General features: G+C 69.6%; 17 protein-coding genes and 1 tRNA gene. 8 read left to right on the top strand and 10 right to left on the bottom strand.

Annotated elements, in window-relative coordinates; genetic code table 11:
- Positions 1 to 102: 102 nt before the first annotated feature.
- Positions 103 to 1,746, top strand: coding sequence for an acyl-CoA synthetase (locus tag A6I89_RS01655; RefSeq protein WP_060934501.1), 1,644 nt, complete (start codon positions 103 to 105; stop codon positions 1,744 to 1,746).
- Between the two features lie 161 nt (positions 1,747 to 1,907).
- On the opposite strand, the gene A6I89_RS01650 is transcribed toward A6I89_RS01655, so the two are convergent.
- Positions 1,908 to 1,984 (bottom strand) — tRNA-Met (locus A6I89_RS01650).
- A 458-nt stretch (positions 1,985 to 2,442) separates the two neighbouring features.
- Between A6I89_RS01650 and A6I89_RS01645 the strand changes: the two genes are divergently transcribed.
- Complete coding sequence (locus A6I89_RS01645) at positions 2,443 to 2,994, top strand: transglycosylase family protein (RefSeq protein WP_022597055.1); 552 nt, start codon at positions 2,443 to 2,445, stop codon at positions 2,992 to 2,994.
- Positions 2,995 to 3,078: 84 nt separating this feature from the next.
- Here A6I89_RS01645 and A6I89_RS01640 read toward each other — a convergent pair whose 3' ends face one another.
- Positions 3,079 to 6,000: a UPF0182 family protein gene (locus A6I89_RS01640; protein WP_013416690.1), complete on the bottom strand. Its 2,922-nt coding sequence runs from the start codon at positions 5,998 to 6,000 to the stop codon at positions 3,079 to 3,081.
- A 227-nt stretch (positions 6,001 to 6,227) separates the two neighbouring features.
- On the opposite strand from A6I89_RS01640, the gene A6I89_RS01635 reads away from it, so the two are divergent.
- A complete protein-coding gene (locus A6I89_RS01635) occupies positions 6,228 to 6,812 on the top strand; it encodes a PPA1309 family protein (RefSeq protein ID WP_041674339.1) in 585 nt (194 codons plus the stop codon).
- Here A6I89_RS01635 and A6I89_RS01630 read toward each other — a convergent pair.
- Entirely contained in the window at positions 6,809 to 7,867 is a 1,059-nt protein-coding gene (locus A6I89_RS01630) for a YlbL family protein (protein ID WP_197939404.1), read from the bottom strand. The genes A6I89_RS01635 and A6I89_RS01630 overlap by 4 nt on opposite strands.
- 111 nt (positions 7,868 to 7,978) lie before the next feature.
- On the opposite strand from A6I89_RS01630, the gene A6I89_RS01625 reads away from it, so the two are divergent.
- On the top strand, positions 7,979 to 9,421 hold the full coding sequence (locus A6I89_RS01625) for a zinc-dependent metalloprotease (protein WP_022597060.1): 1,443 nt from the start codon (positions 7,979 to 7,981) through the stop codon (positions 9,419 to 9,421).
- Here A6I89_RS01625 and A6I89_RS01620 read toward each other — a convergent pair.
- On the bottom strand, positions 9,418 to 10,020 hold the full coding sequence (locus A6I89_RS01620; protein ID WP_231813109.1) for a M48 metallopeptidase family protein: 603 nt from the start codon (positions 10,018 to 10,020) through the stop codon (positions 9,418 to 9,420). The genes A6I89_RS01625 and A6I89_RS01620 overlap by 4 nt on opposite strands.
- Positions 10,021 to 10,177: 157 nt before the next feature.
- On the opposite strand from A6I89_RS01620, the gene A6I89_RS01615 reads away from it, so the two are divergent.
- Complete coding sequence (locus A6I89_RS01615) at positions 10,178 to 11,071, top strand: TOMM precursor leader peptide-binding protein (RefSeq protein ID WP_022597062.1); 894 nt, start codon at positions 10,178 to 10,180, stop codon at positions 11,069 to 11,071.
- Positions 11,072 to 11,078: 7 nt separating this feature from the next.
- Positions 11,079 to 12,422, top strand: coding sequence for an ABC1 kinase family protein (locus tag A6I89_RS01610; RefSeq protein ID WP_005518826.1), 1,344 nt, complete (start codon positions 11,079 to 11,081; stop codon positions 12,420 to 12,422).
- Positions 12,423 to 12,511: 89 nt separating this feature from the next.
- Here A6I89_RS01610 and A6I89_RS01605 read toward each other — a convergent pair whose 3' ends face one another.
- Entirely contained in the window at positions 12,512 to 12,844 is a 333-nt protein-coding gene (locus A6I89_RS01605) for a WhiB family transcriptional regulator (protein WP_041674341.1), read from the bottom strand.
- 492 nt (positions 12,845 to 13,336) lie between these two features.
- Positions 13,337 to 15,508 carry an ATP-dependent DNA helicase UvrD2 gene (locus A6I89_RS01600; RefSeq protein ID WP_005518823.1) on the bottom strand — a complete coding sequence of 724 codons (2,172 nt, stop codon included), beginning with the start codon at positions 15,506 to 15,508 and terminating at the stop codon, positions 13,337 to 13,339.
- A 125-nt stretch (positions 15,509 to 15,633) separates the two neighbouring features.
- Here A6I89_RS01600 and A6I89_RS01595 point away from each other — a divergent pair, with 125 nt between their 5' ends.
- Positions 15,634 to 15,858, top strand: a complete 225-nt coding sequence (locus tag A6I89_RS01595) for a mycoredoxin (RefSeq protein WP_022597066.1) — start codon at positions 15,634 to 15,636, stop codon at positions 15,856 to 15,858.
- Positions 15,859 to 15,886: 28 nt separating this feature from the next.
- Here A6I89_RS01595 and nudC read toward each other — a convergent pair whose 3' ends face one another.
- Both nudC and A6I89_RS01585 read right to left on the bottom strand, forming a co-directional pair.
- The gene (gene nudC, locus A6I89_RS01590; RefSeq protein WP_013416698.1) at positions 15,887 to 16,789 is read right to left on the bottom strand and encodes an NAD(+) diphosphatase; all 903 of its coding nucleotides are present in this window, start codon (positions 16,787 to 16,789) and stop codon (positions 15,887 to 15,889) included.
- Between the two features lie 42 nt (positions 16,790 to 16,831).
- Positions 16,832 to 17,899 carry a potassium channel family protein gene (locus tag A6I89_RS01585; RefSeq protein WP_005518820.1) on the bottom strand — a complete coding sequence of 356 codons (1,068 nt, stop codon included), beginning with the start codon at positions 17,897 to 17,899 and terminating at the stop codon, positions 16,832 to 16,834.
- 143 nt (positions 17,900 to 18,042) lie between these two features.
- Between A6I89_RS01585 and A6I89_RS01580 the strand changes: the two genes are divergently transcribed.
- Entirely contained in the window at positions 18,043 to 18,438 is a 396-nt protein-coding gene (locus A6I89_RS01580) for a DoxX family protein (RefSeq protein ID WP_013416699.1), read from the top strand.
- Between the two features lie 10 nt (positions 18,439 to 18,448).
- Here A6I89_RS01580 and A6I89_RS01575 read toward each other — a convergent pair whose 3' ends face one another.
- Together A6I89_RS01575 and A6I89_RS01570 are read right to left on the bottom strand one after the other, a co-directional pair.
- Positions 18,449 to 21,826, bottom strand: a complete 3,378-nt coding sequence (locus A6I89_RS01575; RefSeq protein WP_022597073.1) for an ATP-dependent helicase — start codon at positions 21,824 to 21,826, stop codon at positions 18,449 to 18,451.
- On the bottom strand, positions 21,823 to 25,140 hold the full coding sequence (locus tag A6I89_RS01570; RefSeq protein WP_022597074.1) for an ATP-dependent helicase: 3,318 nt from the start codon (positions 25,138 to 25,140) through the stop codon (positions 21,823 to 21,825). Before A6I89_RS01570 ends, A6I89_RS01575 begins: the two co-directional genes overlap by 4 nt.
- Positions 25,141 to 25,156: the final 16 nt, after the last annotated feature.

The raw sequence follows: 25,156 nt of genomic DNA, 5'->3' as shown, positions 1-25,156 counted from the left end.
GACTCGCCCGCGGCCGCCGACTGTCGGACCAGGACGAATTGCCCCACTGTGACGCACATCACCGCTAGTCTGGGGCTGCCGACGTCACCGATGGGAGCAACCATGCAGGACGTTCTGACGAAGATCACCGACACACTCAGCGCGGTGCGCGTGATGCAGCGTTCCGGGCTCATCCCCTTCCCCCGTGTGGACGAGGGGGTTCGCGTGCTGCTCGCCGTCGACAAGTACGGCCCGTTCGCGGGTTCGGTGCACGCCCATGCCGCGGCCGGACACGGACGGATCGCACTGATCGACGAACGCGGCGCACTCACCTACCGCGAGCTCGAGGCACAGTCCAACGCGCTGGCACGCGCCTGGAAGACCGAGGGCATCGGTGTCGGCACCTGCGTCGGCGCGATGTGCCGCAACCACCGCGGCCTGATCCTCACGATGCTCGCCGCAGCCAAGAGCGGAGTTCGCCTGGTGCTGATGAACACCGGATTCGCGCGGCCGCAACTGGTCGACGTCGCGGTGCGGGAGAAGGTGGAGTTCTTCGTTTTCGACAGCGAGTTCGCCGACATCGCCGATGCCCTCCCGTCCGACGTCGCCACGTACCTGTCGTGGGTCGACGAGCCGGTGCGCACTCCCCCGGCCGAGACACCGCCGCGCACCCTCGACGACCTCATCGCCGGACAGTCCACCGACACCGTGCCCGCCCCCGAACAGCCCGGCGTCTTCATCCTGCTCACGAGCGGCACCACCGGCACCCCCAAAGGCGCGCCCCGGGGGCACACCTCCCCGTTCGTCACCGCACAGTTCCTCGACCGGATTCCCTTGCGTCCCAAGCAGACCATGCTGATGGCCGCTCCCGCGTTCCACGGCACCGGCATCTCCCAACTCGGCCTGGGCATGGCGCTCGAGAACACCGTCGTGATGCAGCGTCGGTTCGACCCGGAGACCACGGTGCGCCTGATCGCCGAGCACCGCGCCGACACCCTCGTGCTGGTGCCGACGATGCTGCAGAGAATCATCGATCTCGGCCCCGACGTGCTCGGCAAGTACGACACGTCGTCACTGAAGGTCATCTTCGCGGCCGGATCGGCCATACCCCCGGACCTGTGCATCCGCACCCAGGAGGTGTTCGGCAAGGTGCTGCACAACTTCTACGGCTCCACCGAGGTCGCCGCGGTCACCGTTGCCACCCCGGACGACCTCGAACGCGCACCCGGCACCGCGGGACGACCGCCTGCCACGTGCCACATCGCCCTGTTCGACGACGCCGGCAAGCGGATCACCGAACCCGACGTCGTCGGGCGCATCTTCGCCAAGTCCGGACTGAGCTTCGAGGGTTACACCGACGGACGCGACAAGGAACGCATCGACGGCATGCTCTCGACCGGCGACGTCGGCCACTTCGATCACGACGGACTGCTGTTCGTCGACGGACGCGACGACGACATGATCGTCTCGGGTGGGGAGAACGTCTACCCACTCGAGGTCGAGAACCTCATCGCCGAGCGGCCGGATGTCCTGGAGGTCGCGGTGATCGGCGTGCAGGACGACGAGTTCGGCCACCGCCTGCGCGCCTTCGTCGTCGCGGCGTCCACGTCCACGCGCGATCCCGACGAGATCCGTGCCCACGTGAAGTCGAATCTCGCCCGATACAAGGTGCCGCGCGACGTCGTCTTCATCGAGGAACTGCCCCGCAACGCCACCGGCAAGTTGCTGCGTCGGGTGCTCTCGGAAATGGACGTCGAGTCGTCCTGAGCGGCCCCGGCGCACACACATCGCCCCGGCGCACTGAACCCGATCGGAATCGGCACAGACAGCACGATCGACCACCCACGGCAAGTTCCCGTGCGAGGACGCTGCCTGCACGAGCACAAAAGGAAGAACCCCCGCCCTGATCCAGGACGGGGGTTCTTCATTGGTAGCGGGGACAGGATTTGAACCTGCGACCTCTGGGTTATGAGCCCAGCGAGCTACCGAGCTGCTCCACCCCGCGATGCATGAACGAAGTTACACGAGCGGCGGAACGGAAGGCAAATCGCCTGCAGCGAGCCGGTCGCGTCCGCCGAAGCCGCCACCGAAGCTCGTTGCAGGGTGACTCGGATCACGAAAAATCGGTAATCCATCTCACATAACACGCATGTAACGGCCAGGGCTCGAAAAGGCAACGCGCCGCTCGGACCTGCATGAATGCGGCCGGGTAGCACTTCCGAACGGGTCGACCGGACTGTTTCGTCGACATGACTTTCCGGCGGGCGTCGTCGTACGTTCGTTACCAGCTCGTGATGTTCGAGTGCAGGACCGACCCGCCGCTGCCAGCTCTGCCCCCGCGGGATTCGGACGAACACAAACCCTTCGAGGGGCAGGGACGCGACACCACGAACGGTGTGCCCGGGAGGACGAACCCGTCTCCCGCCGGCCCAGTCGCGTCGGCGCAGGAGAGGAACTACCCGCATGACCAACACCAGCTTCACCAAGCGCGCCCTCGGCTGGGCCGCCGTCACCGGCGCCCTCGTCGCAGTCCCGTTCGCCGCAGGCACCGCCACCGCAAGCGCCGCCACCCACAACTGGGACGGCGTCGCGCAGTGCGAGAGCGGCGGCAACTGGGGCATCAACACCGGCAACGGCTACTACGGTGGCCTGCAGTTCTCGCAGAGCACCTGGACCGCCAACGGGGGCACCGGCTCCCCGCACACCGCGTCCAAGGAGGAGCAGATCCGCGTCGCCGAGAACACCCTCGCCTCGCAGGGTCCGGGCGCCTGGCCCACGTGCGGCCAGTACCTGACCACGGCCGAGCCGGCCCCGATCGCCGAACCCGCGCCTGCCCCTGCCGAGGCCCCCGCACCGGCGCCGATGCAGGCCCCGTCCGCTGCCGACCTCGTCGACCAGGCCGTCCGGCTTGCCGGCGACGCGGCCTCCCAGCACGGCTACGGCGACCAGTTCCAGCAGCTGCTCGACACCCACGGTGGCGCCGTCACCGACGTGAAGGCCGCGCTCACCCGCTGAGCCCACACAGCTGAAGGGACCCTTCGTACGCTCGGAGCGTACGAAGGGTCCCTTCAGCTGTTTACCGGACTCGGAACCTACCGATCAGCCACCAGCCGACTGGTAGGCGTTGACGGCCCGCTGCAGGCGATCGAGCGCCTCACCGTAGGCCTTGAAGTCGCCGCCGGCCTGCGCCGACTGCAGGTTGGCCAGTGCCGCATCGAGTTCCGCGACCGCAGCAGCCTTGTCCGGCGTCTGACCCGGTGCCGGCGGAGCCGGAGTGGGTGCCGGCGTCGTCTGACCGCCGGTCTCCGGCTGGGCGGCGGGCTCACCACTCGGCCTGGTGGCCGAGCTGCCCGTGCCCGACCCGAACACCTGGTCCAGCGCCTCCGCGAGCGTCGGCGCGTAGCCGACCCGGATGCCGGTGGTGTCGGTGAAGCTGACCATCACCCTGGCGAGCTGCGGGAAGGCGTTGGCCGAGTTGCGCTGCGTGTACAGCGGTTCGACGTACAGGATGCCGCCGTCCGCGATCGGCAGCGTCAACAGGTTTCCGAAGATCACCTTGTTCGACTGCCGCAGCAACGCCAGCTCGCTGGCGACGCGCGGATCCGACGTCATCGCGGACTGCGCCTGCTGCGGACCCTGCGTCTGGGTGTTGGTCGGCAACTGCAACACCCGGAACTTGCCGTAGTTCTCGGGGTCCGACTGCACCGAGATGTACGCCGACAGCAGCTCGCGCTGGTAACCGACCATCGGGCTGGTCAGAACGAACTGCGGCTTCGCCGTCTCCGGGTTGCCGGCCAGCACGTAGTACGGCGGCTGGTTCTTGTCGGTCTCGACCGTCGGGTCACTGGGCACCGACCAGAACGCGTTGTTGCTGAAGAACTCGCCCGGATCGTCCACGTGGTACTTCGCGAGCATCTCGCGCTGCACCTTGAACAGATCCTCCGGGTACCGGAAGTGCGCCTGCAGATCCGGGCTCACCTCGGACTTGGGCTTGACGGTGTCGGGGAAGACGCCCATCCAGGCCGAGAGCACCGGATCCTTGTCGTCCACCTGGTACAGGGTCACCGTGCCGTCGTACGCGTCGACGGTCGCCTTCACCGAGTTGCGGATGTACGAGACTTCCTTCTTCGGCAGCATGCGGCCGTTGGCCTGGTTCGTGCTGTCCTGCACCAGACCGTCGAGCGAGGACCGCTGCGCGTACGGGTAGTTGTCGAGCGTGGTGTACGCGTCGACGATCCACTGCATGCGCCCGTTCACAACGGCCGGGTACACGGTGCCGTCCGTGGTGAGCCACGGCGCCACCTTGTTCACGCGGTCGGCGGGATCACGGTTGTAGATGATCTTCGAATCCGAACCGATGGCTCCGGAGAACAGGATGTTGCGCTCGGTGTACTTGGCTGCGAACGCCAGGCGGTTGAACCAGTTCCCGATGCCGACACCGCCCGCACCGGTATAGGTGTACTTCCGCGAGTCGGTGTCGTACTCGCGAGGAGCACTGCCCGGCTCGCCGCCCACGATCGCGTAGTCGGCATCCGAGGACGCGATCACCGGACCGTAGTAGGTGCGCGGATTCTCGACCTCGAGGGCGGGGTCCGCGGGCTTCGTCTCCAGGTCGCTGACGCTGTAGATCGGGTAGCCGCCGGTGTTGTTCTGGGTGTCGCCGCTGACCGCCGTCACCTGGTTCGCGTACGCAGCGACGAAACCGTTGCCGTGCGTGTACACGGTGTGCTTGTTGATCCAGTCCGTCTGGTTGCCCTGCAGACTCGACGGCGACAGCTCGCGGGCCGCGACGACGAAGTCGCGGAGCGTGCCGTCCATCTCGTACCGATCGATGTTCAGCGACTTCGGGAACGCGTAGAAGTTCTTGAGCTGCTTCTGCGCGGTGAACGTCGGCGAGAGCACGTTCGGATCGAGCAGGCGGGTGTTCGCGATGGTCGTGACGTCCGCCGGAACATCCTTGGGTTGCTTGGTCGACGTTCCCGAGTAGTCGACGTATTCGACTGTCTGGTCCGTGATCCCGTACGCCTGTCTGGTCGCGGTGATGTTCCGTTCGATGTAGGTGCGTTCCTTGTCGGCCGCGTTCGGCTTCACCGAGAACTGCTCGACGACGAGCGGGTACACGGCACCGACGAGCACCGACGACAGCACCAGCAGCGCGACGGCCATCGCCGGGATCCGCAGATCGCGCAGGAAGATCGCCGCGAAGAAGGCGATCGCGCAGATGACGGCGATCGCCAGCATGATCAGCTTGGCGGGCAGCACCGCGTTGATGTCGGTGTAGCCGGCGCCGGTGAACGTGGGCTCCTTGCGTGAACTCGACAGCAGCGCGTACCGGTCGAACCAGTACGAGACCGCCTTGAGGAGCACGAACGTGCCGGCGAGCACCGCCAGCTGCACGCGCGCCGACTTCGTCAGCGCGCCCTGACGACCACTGAGCCGCAGCCCGCCGAAGATGTAGTGCGTGATCAGGCTGGCGAAGAACGCGATGACCACGGCGACGAACAGCCAGTTCAGGACGAACTGGTAGAACGGCAGATCGAACGAGTAGAACCCGATGTCCTTGCCGAACTGCGGGTCCGTGATCCCGAAATTCTGGCCGTTGAGGAACAACTGCACCGTCGCCCAGCTGGCCTGTCCCGCGAGACCGGCGAACAGGCCGATCACGACCGGGATGCCGATGCCGAACAGCTTCTGACGGGTCATCACCGCGGTGCGGTAGCGCGCGACCGGGTCGTTCGAGCCCGGCGAGGGCAGGAACATCGGACGCGATCGATACGCCAGCAGCAGCGCGAGCCACACGATGGCGCCCACCACGAGGCCGACCACGAAGAACAACGCGATCCGGGTCAGCAGCACCCTGCTGAACACGCTCCGGAAGTCGACCTCACCGAACCACAACCAGTCCGTGTAGACGTCGATGAATCGCGGGCCGACCAGCAACAGTGCTGCGGCGATCAACGCCAGGATCAGCAGCACCCGTGTGCGTTTCGACAACGAAGGTAAACCGGCGGGGGGCCTCATGCCCACGTGCCACTCTCCCAACAATCCGGCGACGCCTTCGCGCCGCAGCCAATGCACCGTCCAGCGTCACCTGAGAGTGACCGTTTCGTCCCACTCTACGTAACTACCCGTCGACGTCGCGCCCCGTGACCGAGCCGCGCGCCGTCGGGCCATGGTGCAAGGATAAGGATGTGATCGATAGCGATGGTGTTTTCCACGGCGACGGGTCCCCGGGAAACCGCGGAAATGTGAGCCTGTCCAGCGAATCCTTGAGCCGATGCGTGCACGAGGTGATCGACTTCGTCGACGCCGGCGGGTGGGGTCAGCCGCCCACCGTGTTCGCCATCGTCCCGACGGCGCTCGTCGCGGCGGCCGAGCCGTCGCTTCTCGACCAGCTGGACGACGGGGCCGAGCTCACGCCCATCGAGCAGGAGTCGCTGCCCGACGACGTCGAGGGCGGCTCCCCCGCGCTCGACGAGTTCCTGGCCACGACCACGTGGCCGTCCGAGGTGGTCGGCTGCGCTCTGGTGCAGGAGATCGTGGTGCTGCCGCCCGAGGCGGAGTCCGACCTGGACGACGCGGTCGCCCCGACGCTCACCGATCGGCACGCCGCGAACGAGGCCGCCCGGACCGCCGCCGAGTCGCATCCCGACCGGCGTGAGGCCCGGCTGATCGCGGCGGTGCTGCGGGACGGCCCGTCACTGGCCCTTCTGCAACTGCGACCGACTGACGACGACGATCCGTTCGCCGGGGTCGAACTGCGCACGTACGACAATCTCGCTCCCGGCGTCGTCTCCGCTCTCTACGCGACGCTCGACGCGGACGAGCTCTAGCAACTCGGCGCCGGACGGCCCTCGTTGATGTCGGCGAGGGCGTCGATCGCGCCGCCGAGCGTCTCGACCTTCACCAGGTCCAGGCCGTCGGGCCGGTTCGCCACCGCCTCGTCGCAGTTCTTGGCCGGAACCAGGAAGGTCGTGGCGCCGGCTTCCTTGGCGGCGATCATCTTGTAGGGAATGCCGCCGATCGGCCCCACGTCACCGGCGGGGTCGATCGTGCCGGTGCCGGCGACGAAGTCGCCGCCGTTGAGTTCGCCCGGGCTGAGCTTGTCGACCACGGCCAGGCTGAACATGAGGCCGGCCGACGGCCCGCCGATGTCGGCGAGGTTGAAGTCGATCGTGAACGGCACCTCCGGCACCGTCCCGGCGCCGACACCGAGGTAGCCCGGGTTCGAATCGTCGCCGTCGCCGTGCGGGCGGGAGCCGAGGGTCACCGGCGCGGTGGTTTCCACACCGTCCCGCACGAACGTGATGTCGACGGTGGATCCGGCACCGGCCGCACCGACTGCGTCCTGCAGTTCGTCGGCGCTGTCGACCGGAGTGGAGCCCACCCGCAGCACACGGTCGCCCTCACGCAGGACGCCGGCGGCCGGGCCGCCCTCCGCGACGGTGCGGATCTCGACGGCGACCGGAAGGTTCAGATACCGGAGGGCCGCGAGCTCGGCACTGTTCTCCGACTTGGCGAACTGAGCCGAATTCTCTTCCTTGACCTCTTCCTGCGACTTCTGCGGCGGGTAGACGTCCTCGCGGGGCACCAGCCCCTGCCGTCCGCTCACCCACAGACCGAGCGCGTCGAACAGCGTCAGGTTGTTGCGCACCGCGACGGTCGTCATGTTGAGGTTGCCACTCGTGGCGTCGACCGCGGTGCCGTCGATCTCGACGACGGGCTTGCGCACGATCTCGCCGTTCTCTTCGACGTCGGTCTCGCCGAGCGTGTTGAAGGTCGGGCCGGGGCCGAGCGCGACGAACGGGACCTTCACCGTCGTTCCGAGGACGCCCAGTGCCAGGACCGGGGCCAACGTCGCCAGTAGGGTCACCATCCGTCGGTTCACCTGGCCAGGATAGAGGCCGCCGCGAGTTGCATCGCCGGACCCCGGGTGGTGTTCGCCGTGAGCGTGATCTCCGCACGGGCCATGCGGGGCCGCGCCTTGTACCGTTGAACTATGAGCGATCTGCCCTTTGGCTTCTCCAACTCCGATGACGACCCGGACCGCAACAAGGATTCGGCGGGCCGCGAGCAAAGCGGGGGTCAGGGAGGTTCGGCCGGTCAGCCGTTCGGCTTCGATCCGAGTGCATTCGGACTTGGCGGCGCGGGCGGTGCCGGGGGCGCCGGGTTCGATCCGGCCGCGCTCGGTCAGATGCTCTCCCAGTTCGGGCAGATGCTCAGCGGCATGGGCAGTGCGATGGGTAAGGGCGACCAGTCCGGCCCCGTCAACTACGAGATCGCGAAGAATCTCGCGCGCCAGCAGATCGGCTCGGTGACGCCGATCGGTGAGGGCACCGCGTCCGCCGTCTCCGACGCCGCGCGTCTCGCCGAACTGTGGCTCGACGGCGCCACCACACTTCCCGCCGGCGCCACCCGCACCCTGGCGTGGACTCCCAACGATTGGCTCGACGGCACCCTCGACACGTGGAAGCGGCTGTGCGACCCGGTCGCCGAACAGGTTTCCGGCATGTGGGTGCAGGGCCTTCCCGAAGAGGCCCGCAACATGATCGGCCCGATGGCCGGGATGTTCACCCAGATGGGTGGTCTCACGTTCGGATCCCAGCTCGGCCAGGCACTCGGCCAGCTGTCGAAGGAGGTCCTCACCTCCACCGACATCGGCCTGCCGCTCGGGCCTGCCGGTACCGCAGCTCTGCTCCCCGCCGCGATCGAGGCCTTCAGCGAGGGGCTCGAGCAGCCGCATCGCGAGGTGCTCGTGTTCATCGCCGCCCGCGAGGCCGCCTACCAGCGGCTCTACAACCACGTGCCGTGGCTGCGGCAGCGACTGCTCGCGACCGTCGAGGACTACGCACGCGGGATCAAGATGGACTTCTCCGCGATCGAGGAGGCCGCGCAGGGACTCGACCCGTCGGCGCTCACCGATCCGTCGCAGCTCGAGAAGATCCTGCAGCAGGGCGCTTTCGAGCCGCAGACCACGCCGGAGCAGAAGCAGGCCCTCGAACGCCTCGAAACCATGCTGGCGCTCGTCGAGGGCTGGGTGGAGGTCGTCGTCGCCGAGGCGCTCGGCGAACGCCTGCCCGGTGTCGCCGCGCTCACCGAGACGCTGCGCCGCCGCCGCGCGACCGGTGGACCCGCCGAGCAGACCTTCGCGACGCTCGTCGGCCTGGAACTGCGCCCCCGCAAAGTCCGTGAAGCCGCGCAGCTGTGGCGCCGGCTCACCACCGACACCGGCATGGAAGCGCGCGACGGCGTGTGGGCTCACCCGGACCTGCTGCCCGACTCGTCGGACCTGGACAACCCGGCCGCATTCGTCGACCGCGTTCTCGGCGGCGGCGAGGCGAGCACCTTCCACGACCCGATCGCGCAGCTCGAGCAGACCGAGGCACGCGAGCGGGAGGAGAAGAACCGCGATCAGGGCGACGCCGGCGAGTCCGAGGCCTAGTCCGGAACGCTGTCGTCGGCGGCGGCGCAGTCGTCCGCGTCGCCGCCCTGCAGGCCCGGTTGCCGGGTCACCACTGAGTACGCCTCCAAGTAGCCCATGGCCCGCTCGGTGCGCGGATACTGCCGGACCTCACGCCAGAACCGTTGGTTGTGGCCGCCCGAGACATACAGGTGCACCAGTTCGTGGACCAACACGTAATCGAGCACGTAGGCCGGCACCGTCTGCAGCAGTTCGCTGACCCGGATGGTGCCGTCCACCGGCGTGCACGACGCCCAGCGCGTCTTCATCGACGGCACCCACCGCACCGAGACCGGGGTGGCCGCGCCGCCGAGCCATCGCGCCGACAGTCGCGCGGCGCGCTCGGCCAGTTCCACGTCGCTGCGTCGGGCCCGGTCCGCCGCGCGTAGATCCGCGCGCTCGAGCTTCTCGATCATCTCGGCGACCAGATCGGCCTCTGCCTTCTTCGACAGACCGGTCGGCATCAGCACGACGACCTTGTCGCCCTCGCGGCGCGCGCTCACCGTCCGCCGTCGGCGGGCGCTGCGCCGGATCTCCACCTCGGGCCCTGCACCGCTGTTCGACGTCTCCGAGCCAGTCACGGACCACCACGCTAGCCGTCCGGTCCGACACCGCTCCACACAGATCTCGGACCGATCGGCTGCCTGTGCGAAATACCGAGCTCACGGCGCATTTTTCCCTGTGGATAACCCCGGAATTCCGACGGGCGGTCGGTGTCCGGGATGAGATCGTCCGTCCATGACCTCGGTAGCCGCCACACACCTGCGACGTCTCGTCCTCGATCCCCGACTGCCCGTGCTGGTGCGGCCGAGCGGTCGCCTGCAGATCGGGTGGGACCCGGAGACGTCGATCATCCTGACGCCGCCCCCGTCGGTCGATCCGCAGGCCCTCGTCTCGATGCTGGGGCTTCTCGACGGCCGCACGTCCCGGCCGGGCGTGGTGTGGCGTGCGGTGGAACACGGCATCGCACCGGCCGACATGTCGACGATCCTGAGCGAGCTCGAAGAGGCCGGGGCGCTGCGGCCCGCCACGACGCCCCCGGACGACGTCCCGACGATCCGCGTGCACGGCCGCGGACCTTTGGCCGACGCCATCTCCAGCGCACTCACCACCGGCCCGGCCCGGGTCACCCGGTCCACCCACTTCACCGCGGACACCGACGTCACGACGTGGAACTGTCTGTGTGTCGTCCTCACCGACGAGCTCGTCGTCGATCCCCGGCTGGTGGACGCGCTGTTGGTCGCGGGTATCCCCCACCTGCCCGTCCGCCTGCGGGACGGGCGCGGGGTGGTGGGGCCGCTGGTCCTGCCGGGCAGCACGAGCTGCCTGCGGTGTGCCGACCTCACGCGGTCCGACGCCGACGAGGAATGGCCGCACGTGGCCGCGCAGCTGCTCGGCCGGGTCGGTCACGCCGCCCCGGCGACCGTGCTCGCCACCACGGCCGTCGCGTTGGGACAGCTGGAAATGGTGCTCTCGCGGGCGGCCCGCCCCGCGCCCGCGAGCCTGGACGCGACGCTCGAGATCGACCTCGATTCGCACCGGTTCGCGGTCCGGCCGTGGCCCCGCGATCCGCGGTGTGGATGCTCACGTTCCGCAATCTTCTTGGACGAACCCGCGAATCTTCCGCCATGATGGTCTGGTGTCCGACATCCCACGCAGAAGCACCGCCCGCACCGCCAAGCTCGCGAGCATTCCGCTGGGCATCGCCGGTCGCGCGGCGATGGGTTTCGGGCGCAAGCTGGCCGGTGGGGACCGGGACGAGATCGACGCCCAGCTGACCGCGAAGGCCGCCGAGCAGTTGTTCACCGTGCTGGGTGAGCTCAAGGGCGGCGCGATGAAGCTCGGGCAGGCGCTCAGCGTGATGGAGGCCGCGATCCCGGAGGAGTTCGCCGAGCCCTACCGCGAGGCGCTCACCAAGCTGCAGGCCGAGGCACCGCCGCTGCCCGCGAAGCAGGTGCACCGAGTCCTCGATCAGCAGCTCGGCACCAAGTGGCGCGATCGCTTCGCCGAGTTCGACGACACTCCGACCGCTTCGGCGAGCATCGGTCAGGTGCACCGCGCGGTATGGGCCGACGGACGGGAGGTGGCCGTCAAGGTCCAGTACCCGGGCGCCGACGAGGCCCTGCGCGCCGACCTGAAGACGCTCACCCGGTTCGCCGGGCTGTTCACGTCGGTGATGCCGGGAACGGACATCAAACCGATCCTCGACGAGCTGAGTGCACGCACCGAGGAAGAGCTCGACTACCGCATCGAGGCCGACAATCAGCGCGCGTTCGCGAAGGCGTTCCACGGCGACCCCCGCTTCGTCGTGCCGCGGGTCGTCGCGAGCGCCCCCAAGGTCGTCGTCACGGAGTGGATGACGGCCACCCCCCTCTCGGCGATCATCACCGACGGCACGACCGAACAACGCAACACCGCGGGCGCGCTGCTCGCGGAGTTCCACTTCGTCTCACCTGCGCAGGTGGGGCTGCTGCACTGCGATCCGCACCCGGGCAACTTCATGCTGCACGACGACGGCCGCCTCGGGATCATCGACTTCGGCGCGACCGCCCCGATGCCGAACGGGTTGCCCCCGGTGCTGGGCCGCATGGTCCGCCTCAACCTCGAGGAGCGCTTCGACGAGCTGACGGAACTGTTGCGCGCCAATGGTTTCGTGCTCCCCGGTCGCACTGTCACCGATCAGGAGATCGCCGACTACCTTCGCCCGTTCACCGATCCGATCCGCACCGAGTCGTTCCACTTCACGCGTGCGTGGCTGCAGAAGGCGGCCGGGACGGCGACCGATCTGTCGGGCAGCCACTTCCGAACCGCGCGTGCCCTCAACCTCCCGGCCGAGTACCTGATGATCTTCCGGGTGCTGCTGGGTTCGGTCGGCATCTGTGCCCAACTCGACGCGTGCGCCCCGTACATGGCGATCCTCACCAAATGGCTGCCCGGCTTCTCGGACGACGCCGACGGTCTCGAGAGCCTCGACGGCGCGTAGGGTCGCCGGCTTTCCGAACACCGACACACGGCCGAATGTCACACGCGTTCAGTTGGGCTGAACGCGTGTGACATACGGCCGTTGTCAGGTCAGGCGCAGACGAGCGCCTTGCGTTGGTCCGGGTTCTTCCGGGGCCGACCTCGCGGCCTCTTACGGGCGATCACGACCCCCTGATCGAAGATCTCACCGCCCCAGACTCCCCACGGCTCGGCGCGGTCGAGTGCGGCGCGCAGGCACCGGTTGCGGACGGGGCACTGTCCGCACAGCGCCTTGGCCCGCTCGAGGTCGGCAGGTGTCTCGGCGAACCACAGGTCGGGGTTTTCCACTCGACAGGGCAGCTCCGGGCGTGCCGAGTCGACTACTGCCAATCCGCCGGACACGGTGCTGGTCTCGTTCTGTACTCGGCATGTCGCGGTAGACACGTCGTTCTCCTCTGCTGATGTTTCGCGGCTGGCGCCGGCTTTCGGTGGTCACACGAACCGAAGTCGAAGGCCTGGAGCTCGAAGGCTCGAAACACGAAGGCCACGGTTCGCAGTTGCGATCCGTGGCCTCGAGAGGAATGGCGGGAGTGCCTACCGAACGAATTGTCGGTGTCTACTCCGGGCCACGGATGCGGGGGCTGCTGCTTCTGCTGCTGCGCGCAGACGGATTGCGTGCGGTGCGGCGGCTGCGTTCCTCGCAGCGACCGGGGCGGCCGCAGGGAGGTACGCGCCAGCGATTGCGGGCACAGATGCACGCGCTGCTGCTGCAAATGCAGTTGCATTCCAGTCGTTCATCTTTTTGCCACCTCCCTTTCGTATCGGTCCGACAGTTACCGCACACAAGTTTTACCCCGTGGCGTGCAGTCCAGGGTATGCAACCCGAACAGACCGCACAAGTTATTTTTGACCTGCGGTTTTACCGCGGATCGTGGGTCACGTGGGATCCAGTGTCGCCGACGACCACTCGCCGCGCACCACCGCGAGAACATCGGCGCCGAACTGTTCCAGCTTTTTCGCACCGATCCCCGAAATCGCGGTGAGCGCACGTTCGTCCTGCGGCTGCTGCTCGGCGATCGCCTGCAGCGTGTTGTCGGTGAACACCACGTAGGCGGGCACCTTCATCTCACGGGACGTCTCCCGGCGCCAGTCCTTGAGCGCCTCGAAAAGCTCCATGTCGAGGTTCGACGGGCAACCCTCGCACCGGCCGAGCGTGTGCGCGGTCGCGTCCAGCAACGGCTTACCGCACACGCGGCACCGCGGCCGCTGTTTCGTGGAGCGAGCGGGCTTGGCGATCCGCGACGCCGGCGAATCGTCCGGGATCACGTTGGTGAGGAAGCGGGACCGGCGCCGGGACTTGCGTCCCCCTTCGTTGCGCGCGAGTGCCCACGACAGCGCCAGGTGTTCGCGGGGACGTGTCACGCCGACGTAGAGCAGCCGACGTTCCTCCTCGATGCCGTCCTGGTCGCCGGGCGAATTGGAGTCGCCGAGCACGTGCGCGATCGGCAGCGTCCCCTCGGTGAGTCCGACCAGGAACACCGCATCCCATTCGAGTCCCTTGGCGGCGTGGAGCGACGCCAGCGTGACTCCCTGCACGACCGGAGGATGTCGCGCCTCCGAACGGGCGGCCAACTCTGCGAGCAGCCCACCGAGCGTGAGGTGCGGGTCGTGCGCGAGCAACTCCTCGGTGAGCGACACCAGCGCAGTGAGCGAACCCCACCGCTCGCGCGCCTGGGCGCCGGTCGGTTCGACGTCGGTGAGCCCCAACGGGACCAGCACCGCCCGCACCAAGGTCACCAGCGCCTGGCCGGTGTCGGCGCCCTCGGGCAGGTCGTCGCGACCTGCCACCTGCCGCAGCGCGTTGATCGCCTGCCGCACCTCCTGCCGAGTGAAGAAGCCTTCGCCGCCCCGCACCTGGTACGGGATCCCGGCCTCGGTGAGCGCCTGCTCGTGCACCTCCGACTGTGCGTTGATGCGGTACAGCACCGCGATCTCGGCCGGTTCGACACCCTGCTCGATGAGCTTCTTGATCTGCCGCGCCACCGCCGCGGCTTCGGCCGGTTCGTCGTCGTACTCGGCGAACGTCGGTTCGGGGCCGGACGGCCGCTGCCCGATCAGCTGCAGGCGCGTGCCGGCGATCCGGCCGCGGGCCTCCCCGATCACCCGGTTGGCGAGCGAGACGACCTCCGGGGTGGACCGGTAGTCGCGCTCGAGCCGCACGACGGTCGCGTCGGGGAACCTGCGCGAGAAGTCCAGCAGGTACTTCGGGGTGGCACCGGTGAACGAGTAGATCGTCTGGTTGGCATCGCCGACGACGGTGAGGTCGTCACGATCCCCCAGCCACGCGTCCAGCACCCGCTGCTGCAACGGCGTCACGTCCTGGTACTCGTCGACGACGAAGCACCGGTACCGGTCACGGAACTCCTCGGCGACCGCCGAGTGCTCCTCGAGAGCGGCCGCCGTGTGCAGCAACAGGTCGTCGAAGTCGAGCAGCATGCCGTCGTAGTTGCGGGCCTTGAGTTCCTCGTAGCCCGAGTACACGGCCGCGACCTTGGCGGCGTCGGCCGGGATGTCCCGCCGGGCCCGCGCCGCGACAGCCGGGTAGTCCTCCGGGGCGACGAGCGATCCCTTGGCCCACTCGATCTCGCTCGCAAGGTCGCGGATGCTCTCGGTGCTGGTGGACAACCCCACCCGGCTCGCCGCCTGCCCGACGAGCGCGAACTTGCGGTCCAGCAGCTGCCACTCGGTGTCGCCGATCACCTGCGGCCAGAAGTAGCGCAACTGACGCAGCGCCGCGGCGTGGAACGTTCGGGCCTGCACCTGCGGCCCACCCCCGCCGATGCCGAGCCCGCGGAGCCTCCCGCGCATCTCTCCGGCCGCACGGGCCGTGAAGGTCACCGCGAGGACCTGACCGGCCGAGACGTGCCCACCCGCGACGAGGTGTGCGATGCGGCGGGTGATGGTGCGGGTCTTGCCGGTGCCGGCGCCCGCCAGTACGCACACGGGGCCGCGCGGTGCCAGCACGGCGGCAGACTGCTGCGGGTCCAGGCCCTCGTCGGGCCTGGTTCCGGTGCGCTCCGGGGTGACATCCGCTGACATGCCGTCCATCCTCTCAGGGCGCACCGACACCGGCTGCCCGCACCCGCTGCGCTGTGACGTACGCCCGTGCGGGAACAGTACGGACCGATCGTGGTGTTATAGGCGCCGTGACTACCGAAGCTCCCGCCCTGACTATGTACTCGACCACGTGGTGCGGTTACTGCCGTCGCCTGAAGAAGCAGCTCGACGAGAACGGCATCTCGTACGTCGAGATCGACATCGAGCTCGATCCCGCGTCGGCCGAGTTCGTGGGCAGCGTCAACGGCGGCAACCATGTCGTCCCCACCGTGAAGTACGCGGACGGCAGCACCGCCACCAATCCGAGCCTGGCGCAGGTCAAGCAGGCCCTGGGCCTCTAGCCCCTCGTTCGGCTCGTCGGTCGGCCCGTCAGTCGGTTGCGGCCCAGGACTCGATCATCACTCGCGCGATCGAGATCGATCCGGGCAGCAGCAGCTCGGCGTCCGAGCGCGACGTCCAGTCGCCGGCGTCGAGCGCGGACCGGATCTGTTCGCGCGTGAACCAGTGGGCCTCGGCGATCTCGCCGTCCGCGAATTCGAGCGGAGCGGCGGGGTCGCCTACGGCCGAGAACCCGATCATGACCGAACGCGGGAACGGCCACGGCTGGCTGCCGAGATACCGGACGTCGTGCACGTCCAACCCGACCTCCTCGCGGATCTCCCGCACCACGCACGTCTCGAGGGACTCCCCGGCCTCGACGAATCCGGCGAGGACCGAGAACATCCGCGGCGGCCACACCGGCTGACGTGCGAGCAGCACCCGGTCGGCGCCGTCGTGCACCAGGCAGATCACCGCCGGGTCGGTGCGCGGAAACTCCTCGTGCCCGGTGCTCGAGCTGATCCGGGACCACCCGGACATCGTCGGTTCCGTCGCGGCCCCGTCGATCGCGCTGTAGCCCGCGTGGTCGTGCCAGTTCAACAGCGCCACAGCGGTTGTCAGCAGTCCCGCACTCGACTCGTCGAGCCGGTGGCCGAGCATTCGCAGATCACCGAGTTCGCCGGTCATCGCCGGAACCCGTACCGCCCACACGTGGCGCGTACCGTGAAGCCCCAGGAATACCGCGTCGTTCGCCGGTTCGTCGCCCAGCGTCGATGCCGGCTCGAGAACCAGTTCGCCGTCGGCTACCCGAACCTGACCCCGCGGATTGACCCGCAGCAGAAAAGCGTTCGCCCATCCGGCACGCAGCGCGTCGGTGTCCGCGCGCAGTTCCTCCGCCCGGTCGAGGGCGGCTCGCGACAGCAGTGGAGTCTCGGTCAGTTCGAAGTGCGGCACGGGAACGACCCTACTGCGAGGGACCGGTCCGCCCGACTTCGCTCAGCTGCTGACGCGCCGGATGTACAGCAGGAGGTCGTCGGCCTCCACGGCGTCGACCTCGGGCGACCCCACCCGCAACAGACGGCCGTCGCGCACCACGCCCAGCACGATGTCGGACAGGTGCCGCGGCGAACCACCGACCTCCTCGGGTTCGACCTCACGCTCGGCGATCGCGAAACCGGCCTCCGGGGTCAGCAGGTCCTCGACCATCTCCACCACGCTCGGCGTGGTGCGGGCGATACCGAGCAGGCGTCCCGCGGTCTCCGAGGAGACGACCACCGAATCCGCCCCCGACTGCCGCAGCAGGTGCGCGTTGTCGGTCTCCCGGATCGCGGCGACGATCTTCGCCTTGGGTGCGAGTTCGCGCGCGGTGAGTGTGACGAGGACCGCGGTGTCGTCACGGTTCGCGGCGACGATGATCGACGCTGCGTTCTGCACACCGGCGAGCCGCAGCACGTCGGACTTGGTGGCCGAGCCGTGCACGGTCACCAGGCCCATGCTCGCCGCGGTGTCGAGCACCACCTGATCGGTGTCGACCACCACGATGTCGGAGGGCACGATGCCGTCTCCGAGCATGGCGTCGATGGCGGTACGTCCCTTCGTACCGAATCCGACGACGACGGTGTGGTTGCGCACGCGATGCCTCCAACGCTGGATCTTGAACGCCTGGCGCGAGCTCTCGGTGAGCGCCGAGAGGGTCGTACCGACCAGGACGATGAGGAAGAAGATGCGGAGCGGCGTGATGACCAGAACGTTGATCAGTCGCGCTTCCGGGGTGATCGGGGTGATGTCGCCGTAACCGGTGGTCGACAGCGAGACCGTCGCGTAGTAGATGCAGTCCAGCAGCGACAGCTGGTTGTCCTGCGCATCCTTGTAGCCGTCCCGGTCGATGTAGACGACGAGCACGGCCAACGCCAGTGCGCCGAGCGCGTACGAGACTCGCCGCGCGATGGCGCGGGACGGACTGGTCTGCATCTCCGGGACCTTGAGCACGCCGACTAGCGCGAAGTCCGGCCGATCCGTCAGCGCGTCCGCGTTCCCGAACCGCGCTCTCAACCTACCGGGCATCCACTGGTCCCCATCTCCTCTGCTCCGACTGGCAGTTCACACAGTCGGCTCGCAGCCTAACCGCGGATCCCGGAATAGCGGAACGGCACAGGAAAATCGGGGTGACGGTGGCGGAACGACGGCGCGTGGGGCAGGGTGGCCGCATGTCACAGCGTCCGAACCGATCCAGTCAGGCTCCTGCTCTCCGCCTCGCCGCTCTGCTCTTCGGCGCCGGAACACTGCACTTCGTCCGGCCGCGGCCGTTCGACGCGATCGTGCCGCGCGCGCTCCCCGGAAGCGCGCGCACGTACACGTACGCGTCGGGTGTCGCCGAGCTCGCGACGGCCGCGGCGCTCGCGGTGCCCCGGACGCGCCGGCTCGGCGGCACGCTCGCGACCGCACTGTTCGTCGCCGTGTTTCCCGCCAACGTGCAGATGACGATCGACTGGTTCCGGTCGAACCGCACGTCGACGCCCGCGAAGGTCCTCGCCGCGGCCCGTCTGCCGCTGCAGATCCCCCTGGTCGCCGACGCATTGAGGGCCCGGCGCAACGCGGCCTGACCGGACAGCTTCAGTCGGCCGGCGTCTCTTCAGCACCGGCAGTCGTGATGAGACGTGCCAGACGGTCGGCGTCGGGCAGATCCTCGGGCGCGATGGTGCGTCCGGTACGCACGTAGTGGAACGCAGCGCGCACCTTGTCGAGCGGCGGCTCCACCGGCCGTCCGGTGAGCCGGGACTGACGCGCCGCCATCAGCTCGGCCCACGCGATCCGGTAGGCGGCCAACTGCATCACGACGGCGCGTTCGTTCGCGGCGGACGGCTCGGCGCCGGTCTTCCAGTCGATCACCGTCCAGCCGCCGTCGGCGTCGGCGAAGACGGCGTCGATCCGGCCGCGTAGCACGGTCCCGGCGACGGAAGTCTCGAACGGCACCTCCACCTCGACGGGGCTGCGGTCGGCCCACGGCGAGCGCAGGAACGCGTCCTGCAGCAGAGCGAGTTCGGTCTCGGTGCCCACCCCGGTGTCGGCGGCGCCGGGAAGCTCGTCGAAGTCCAGCAGACGAGTGGCACCGAACCGCTGTTCCACCCACGCGTGGAACGCGGTCCCCCTGCGCGCCAAGGGGTTCGGCGGGAACGGCAACGGTCGACGCAGCCGGGCCGCGAGTGCGTCGGGATCGGCGGCCAGGTCGACGAGCTGGCTGACCGACAGTTGCGCCGGCATCTCCACGTCGGTGCCGCCGTGTCCGCGTTCCCTCCGCTCGGCGAGGAGCGCGTCCACATCGGCAGCCCAGTTGTCCGGGTCGTCGTCCGCCGCCTCGGGCTCCGGCGCGGCCTTCCCCAACCCCGCGAGCGCTCCGCGCACCAGTTCGGCACCGCGTTCGACGTCGGCTCGCCGGCGCCCCAGCGGATCCCGCGGCCACAGCGCCGATCGCGGCGTCGCCGTGAGCGGGTTCTCGGCGCCGTCGTCCGGCGCGGGTGCCCAGACGTCGATCGCGCCGAGTCGCTCACCCTCCCACGTCGACACGAGTTCCTCGAGTTCGAGCAGGAACGGCGACGGGCCCTTGGGGTCCGCACCGGATTCGGCCCAGTGATGGCCGGACACGAACAGCGCCCGCTCGGTGCGGGTGAGCGCCACGTAGAACAGGCGCCGGTCCTCGTCGAGACGGCGTGTCGAGAGCGCGTCCTTGTGGGACTTGATCGCGTCCTCGAGGTCCTTGCGGTGGTACAGATTCTCGAGGTCGAGAACCGGGACGCCGTCGGCGGATTCACCCGGGTAGGCACGATCACCGCGCAGTGTGGGCGGCAGTTCGGCCACCGATCCCAGCCACGTCGCCGACGCCTGGCTGGAAGGGAAGACGCCGGCGGTCAGGTGCGGCACCGCCACGACCTCCCACTCGAGCCCCTTCGCCGAGTGCACCGTGAGCACCTGCACACGGTCGGGCGCCACCTCCACCTCGCCGGGGGCGAGACCGTTCTCGACATGTTCGGCGGCGGCGAGGAACGACAGGAGTCCCGTCAGCGTCGCCGACGTGCGGTTCGCGTAGCCGGACACGACATCCGCGAAGGCGTCCAGGTGCTCGCGTCCGGCGCCACCCACCTCGGACTGCCGTGTCCGAGCCTGCGCCTCGATCCCGATGCCGATCACGCGTTCCACCTCGGCGACGAGTTCGGTGAGGGGCTGGCCCAGCCGTTCCCGTAGCGACGCCAGCTCGGCGGCGACCGCACAGATCCGCACGTACCCGGCCTCGGAATACCGGTGCGCCGGGCCGGGATCGGCGAGCGCGTCGGCCAGGCCGGCCTGCTCCGACTGCTCTCCGGGCAGGGCGCTGCCGAGCGCGTCGTCGAGGGCGGCCGCGTCGGTGACCGCACCGGTGGCGCCGTGGTCGGAGCGGATCCCGAGTTCGCCTGCACGCTTCCACAGGGCACGGATGTCGGCGGCACCGATCTGCCAGCGGGCGCCGGTGAGGACGCGTACGGCGGCGCTGCCCGCCATCGGGTCGGCGACCAGGCGCAGCATCGCGACGACGTCGGCCACCTCAGGCGTGTGCAGCAGACCACCGAGGCCCACCACCTCCACGGCGAGGCCCCGCGCCCGCAGTTCCTCCGCGATCGGGGCGGCGTCGGCGTTGCGTCGCACCAGCACGGCCGCGGTGGGCGGCTTCGCGCCGTCGACGCGGGCCGCCTCGTACTGCTCGGCGATCCGGTCGGCCACCCAGGCGCGCTCGGTCTCCACGGTGTCGAGAAGGGCGAGCCGCACGTCGCCGGGGACGGCCGCGGGCCGCGCCCGCAGCTTGCTGACCTCGACTCCCCTGTCGCGCAACGGCTCCGAGATCATGTTGGCGAGCTCGAGGGCCTCCGGCGGGTTCCGCCAGCTCGTGAGCAATTCCAGCTTGGGCGCCGGGGTGCCGTCGGCGAGCGGGAAATCGGTGGCGAAACGCGGCAGGTTGGCCGCCGATGCCCCACGCCAGCCGTAGATCGACTGCATCGGGTCGCCGACCGCCGTCAGTGCCAAACCGGCGTCCTCACCGCCACCGAACAGCGACGACAGCAGCACTCGCTGCGCGTGCCCGGTGTCCTGGTACTCGTCGAGCAGCACTACCCGGAACCGGGCGCGCTCGCTGCGCCCCACCTCCGGATGCTCGGACGCGACGCGTGCCGCGAGCGACATCTGACTGCCGAAGTCCAGCGCGCCCTCACGACGCAGGGTGTCGGCCAGACGCTGCACGAGCGGCAGCAGATCGAGCCGCTGATGCTGCACCTCGAGCAGGTCCAGCAGCGTCTTCGACGGGCCGCCACGCTGTTTCGGCCCGGCCGGGAGCGTGTGGATCAGCTTGTCCAGTTCGGTATGCGCCTCCCGCAGGTCGGCCGGTTCGACGAGGTGCTCGGCGAGCTGACCGGACAGCGCGAGTACCGACTCGGTGATCGAGGCGGGGTTGCGGTCGGTGTCGAGATCGTCGTCCCAGGCGCTGACCACCCGGTACGCGAGCTGCCACAGCTCGGTCTCGGACAGCAGCGTCGCGGACGGCTCGATCGGCAGCAGCAGCCCGTGTTCGGAGAGCAGCCGTCCGGCGTACGCGTGATACGTGCTCACTTCGGGTTCACTCGCAAGGATCCGGGACCGCAGCGACCCGCTGGGGTCGAGATCGCGGACCAGCGCCGAGCCGGCCAGCTTCGCGAGTCGCTTACGGATGCGGGCAGTGAGCTGCTGCGCCGCCTTACGGGTGAACGTCAGGCCGAGGACCTGTTCGGGATCGACCAGCCCGTTCGCGACCAGCCACACGACGCGCGCCGCCATCGTCTCGGTCTTGCCCGCCCCGGCGCCGGCCACGACGAGGGTGGGGCCGAGCGGAGCCTCGATGACCGCGGCCTGCTCGGGCGTCGGCGGGAACTGCCCCAGCGCCTCCGCGAGTTCGGCCGGGCTCACGCGGCGCCCGCTCTGCACGGTGCTCACTCCGACGTCACCTGCCGTCCTTCGTCGTGTGCCGGGCAGCTCGAGAGCACCGGACAATGCCTGCAGCCGTCGTTGATCCTGGCGAGGAACGCCGGTCCGCGGGTGGCCGCGGCGGCGTCGTGGATCACGTTCTCCCACAGCGCGACTCCGTCGTCGTCGAGCGCGGACTGTATGCGCTGCGTCGACCCTTCCTTCTTGTGTGGCTTGGCCACGAACACCAGACGGGCGCCACCGGGCTGCGACGCCGGCACCCCGTCGATCAGACCGCGGGCGGCGGCCACCTGGTAGGCCGCCAGCTGTGCGTGCTGCTCGGCCTGTTCCTTGGTGACCGCGGCCTTCGCGGTCTTGACGTCGATGACGACGGGCCGCCCGTCCGAGTCGCGCTCGAGCCGGTCGATCCGGCCGCGGATCCGCACGGTCGCCTCGCCCTCCGTGCGGGGTTCGAGCACGCCGTCCACGGCCACCTCGACGCCGATCTCGGTGAGTTCGGATCGAGTGCCCCGCAGCCAGTCCGCGAAGTTGTCGAGCATGCCCCGCGTGCGCTCGAGTTCGCGGCGCGAGAACCACTCCGAGCCGAGATCCACCGAGTCCCATGCCGTTTCCAGGGCGTGGTCCACCTGATCCGGCGGGATGTGGCCGGCCAGCGCCTGCACGAGGGTGTGCACGAGCGTGCCCGCGATGGCGTGGGTGTTGTCGCCGTCGCTGCCCCCGTGCCGCTCGAGCATCCACCGCAGGGGACAGTTGGCGATCAGTTCGATCGTCGACGGCGACAGCGGAACCGGTCCGTCCTCCGGATCCCACAGCCCCACATCGGAACTGGGCGCCGACGTTCCGTACCACTGGTCGGGGTGCGCGCCGCGGACGCCGGCCTCGGCGAGCCGCGCCAACTGGTGCGCCGCCCGTTGCTGCCGCTCCGGGTCGGCGACCGCCACCTCGGGATCGCACACCACACTGCGCAACTCGGCAACCAGGGCCGGCAAGGCGAGGACGCGGGGGGTGTCGTCGGTGACCGGCGCGACCTCGTCGACGTCGAGGTCGTCGGCGCCGCGCAACAAGTCGTCCACGAACCGCGAGCGCACCAGTTCGGTGTCGCCGCTCGACGAGTCGACCGCTGTCACGAGCAGCGAATCGCGAGCCCGGCTGCACGCCACCAGGAACAGGCGCCGTTCCTCTGCGAGCAGCGGCGCGGTCCGCGACAGCGTCTTGTCGACCTCGCCGAGCCCGCTGGTGATCTCGATGAGTTCCTCGGTGCCGAGCAGCGTTCCGCGCGCCCCGAGGCTGGGCCACAGCCCCTCCTGGACGCCGAGCACGACGACCACCCGCCACTGCCGTCCCGCCGCCGAGTGCGCGCTGAGCACCGTCACGGTCTCCTGCGACGCCACGGCGCGCATCGGGGCAGGCCCCGGAATCGCCTGCTCGACGAGGTAGTCGACGAACCCGGACAACTGAGCCCGCGGCAGTCGGTCGACGTAGTTCGCGGCAGCATCGAAGAGAGCCACCACCGCATCGAGATCGCGGTCGGCCTGGGCGCCGATCGGCCCGCCGAACGCGGAGGCCGCCGCCCAGCGACGCTCGAGCCCGGTCGCCTGCCACGCCGCCCACAGCACCTCTTCGATGCCCCGGCCGCGCTGCAGCGGTACCCGGGCGCGCCGCAGCACCTTCAGCACCCTGCGCAGCGAGAGCGATTCGACATCCGTCAGTCCGGGAAGCAGGTGTGCCACCCCGTCGGCGTCCGGCCCGTCCACGATGAGCGCCCGCAACAGCTCGGCCGAGTCGCGGTCGCCACCCGACGCCAACTCGACCCGTCGCAGGCCGCGACGCAGCCGCCGCAGGCTCACCGGCTCGGCCCCACCGATGGGACCCGACAGCAGCGCGATCGCGTCCTCGCCGGTGAACTCGCCGCCGACGAGGGCGCGCATGACGGACAGCAATCCGGCCACCCCGTGCTGCTTCGCGAGCGGCAGTTCGCTCGCGGCGGTGGTCACCGGCACTCCCGCCGAGAGCAGCGCGCGCCGCAGTGGCGGCAGCACCCGCGGCACCGACCGCGCAACGATCGCCATCTCCGACCACGGCACGCCGTCGATCAGGTGCGCGCGCCGCAGGGTGTCCGCGACGAGCGCCGCCTCCTTGGCCGGAGTCGACAGCACCCGGACCACTGCACGCCCGTCGGTGTCGTCCTCGGTGACGGGCACCGCCGCGCCGCGGTGCGGCGGGTTGCCGGGGAGCAGGCCCGCGATCCGCCCCGCCACCCGTGCGACGGCCGGCGCCGCCCGGAAGTTGGTGTCGAGGATCACCTGCGCGAGGTCCCCGCGATCGGCGAGACCCGTGAGGAACCGTGGGTCCGCGCCACGGAACGCGAAGATCGCCTGGTCCGGGTCGCCGGCGATCGCGGTGCTCGCGGTCCCGGTTCCGATCAGGCGTACCAACTGCGCGGCCTGCGGATCGAGGTGCTGGGCATCGTCGACGAGCAGGTGCCGCACCCTGGCGCGTTCGCGGCGCAGCAGGTCCCGGTCGGTCGCGAACGCGGTGAGAGCCGCGCTGATCAACTCGGCGGCGTCGAGCGCCGGCGCGGTGGCCTCCGGCGCCTCCATTCCCACCGCGCCACGCAGCAGCATGCCCTGCTCGTAGTGGGCGGCGAACCGCCCCGCCGCGACCCATTCGGCCTTGTCGTGGGCATATCCGAGATCGATCAGATCCTCCGGGCCCAGGCCGCGCTCGTTGGCGCGCAGCATGAGGTTGCGCAGTTCGACGGCGAAACCGGTCATTCCCAGAGCGGGACGCAACCGCTCCGGCCACATTCCCCCGCCGTCCGCGATGTCGCCACGCAGCAACTCGCGCAGTACCGCGTCCTGCTCCGCACCGGTGATCAGCCGCGGCGGCGGATTACCGTGCGCGGCGGCCTGCAGCCGCAGTACCGCGAAGGCGTACGAGTGCACCGTCCGGACGAGGGGCTCCCGGGTGGCCCGGGGCTGGACCCCGGGGCTCTCCGGGTCGTGCTCGGCCGCGAGCAGTCGCTCGGTGATCTGCTCCCGGATCGCGGTGGCCGCTCGGCGCGACTGGGTGAGCACGAGCACCGACTCGGGATCCTCGCCGGCAACGATCCGGGCCACCGCGGCATCGACCAGCAGCGTCGTCTTCCCGGTCCCCGGGCCCCCGAGGATCTGCCAGGGGTGCCAGCCGCGGCCGGGCGGTGCACCGGTCAGGACCCGTGCGGGGTCCGCCGGCCAGGTGCGCAGCGACGGCGTCGATCCGCGTCGCCCGACGAGCCGTGCGGTGGGCGCCGTCTGCCTCGTGCGTGCGCCCGTTTCGCTCATACAGGGAATCTCACCA

Origin of the sequence: Prescottella equi (genome assembly GCF_002094305.1) — a bacterium.
Classification (GTDB): Bacteria; Actinomycetota; Actinomycetes; order Mycobacteriales; family Mycobacteriaceae; genus Prescottella; species Prescottella equi.
Note: the sequence above shows the minus strand (reverse complement) of the source record. Positions and strands in the feature narration are given on the sequence as shown.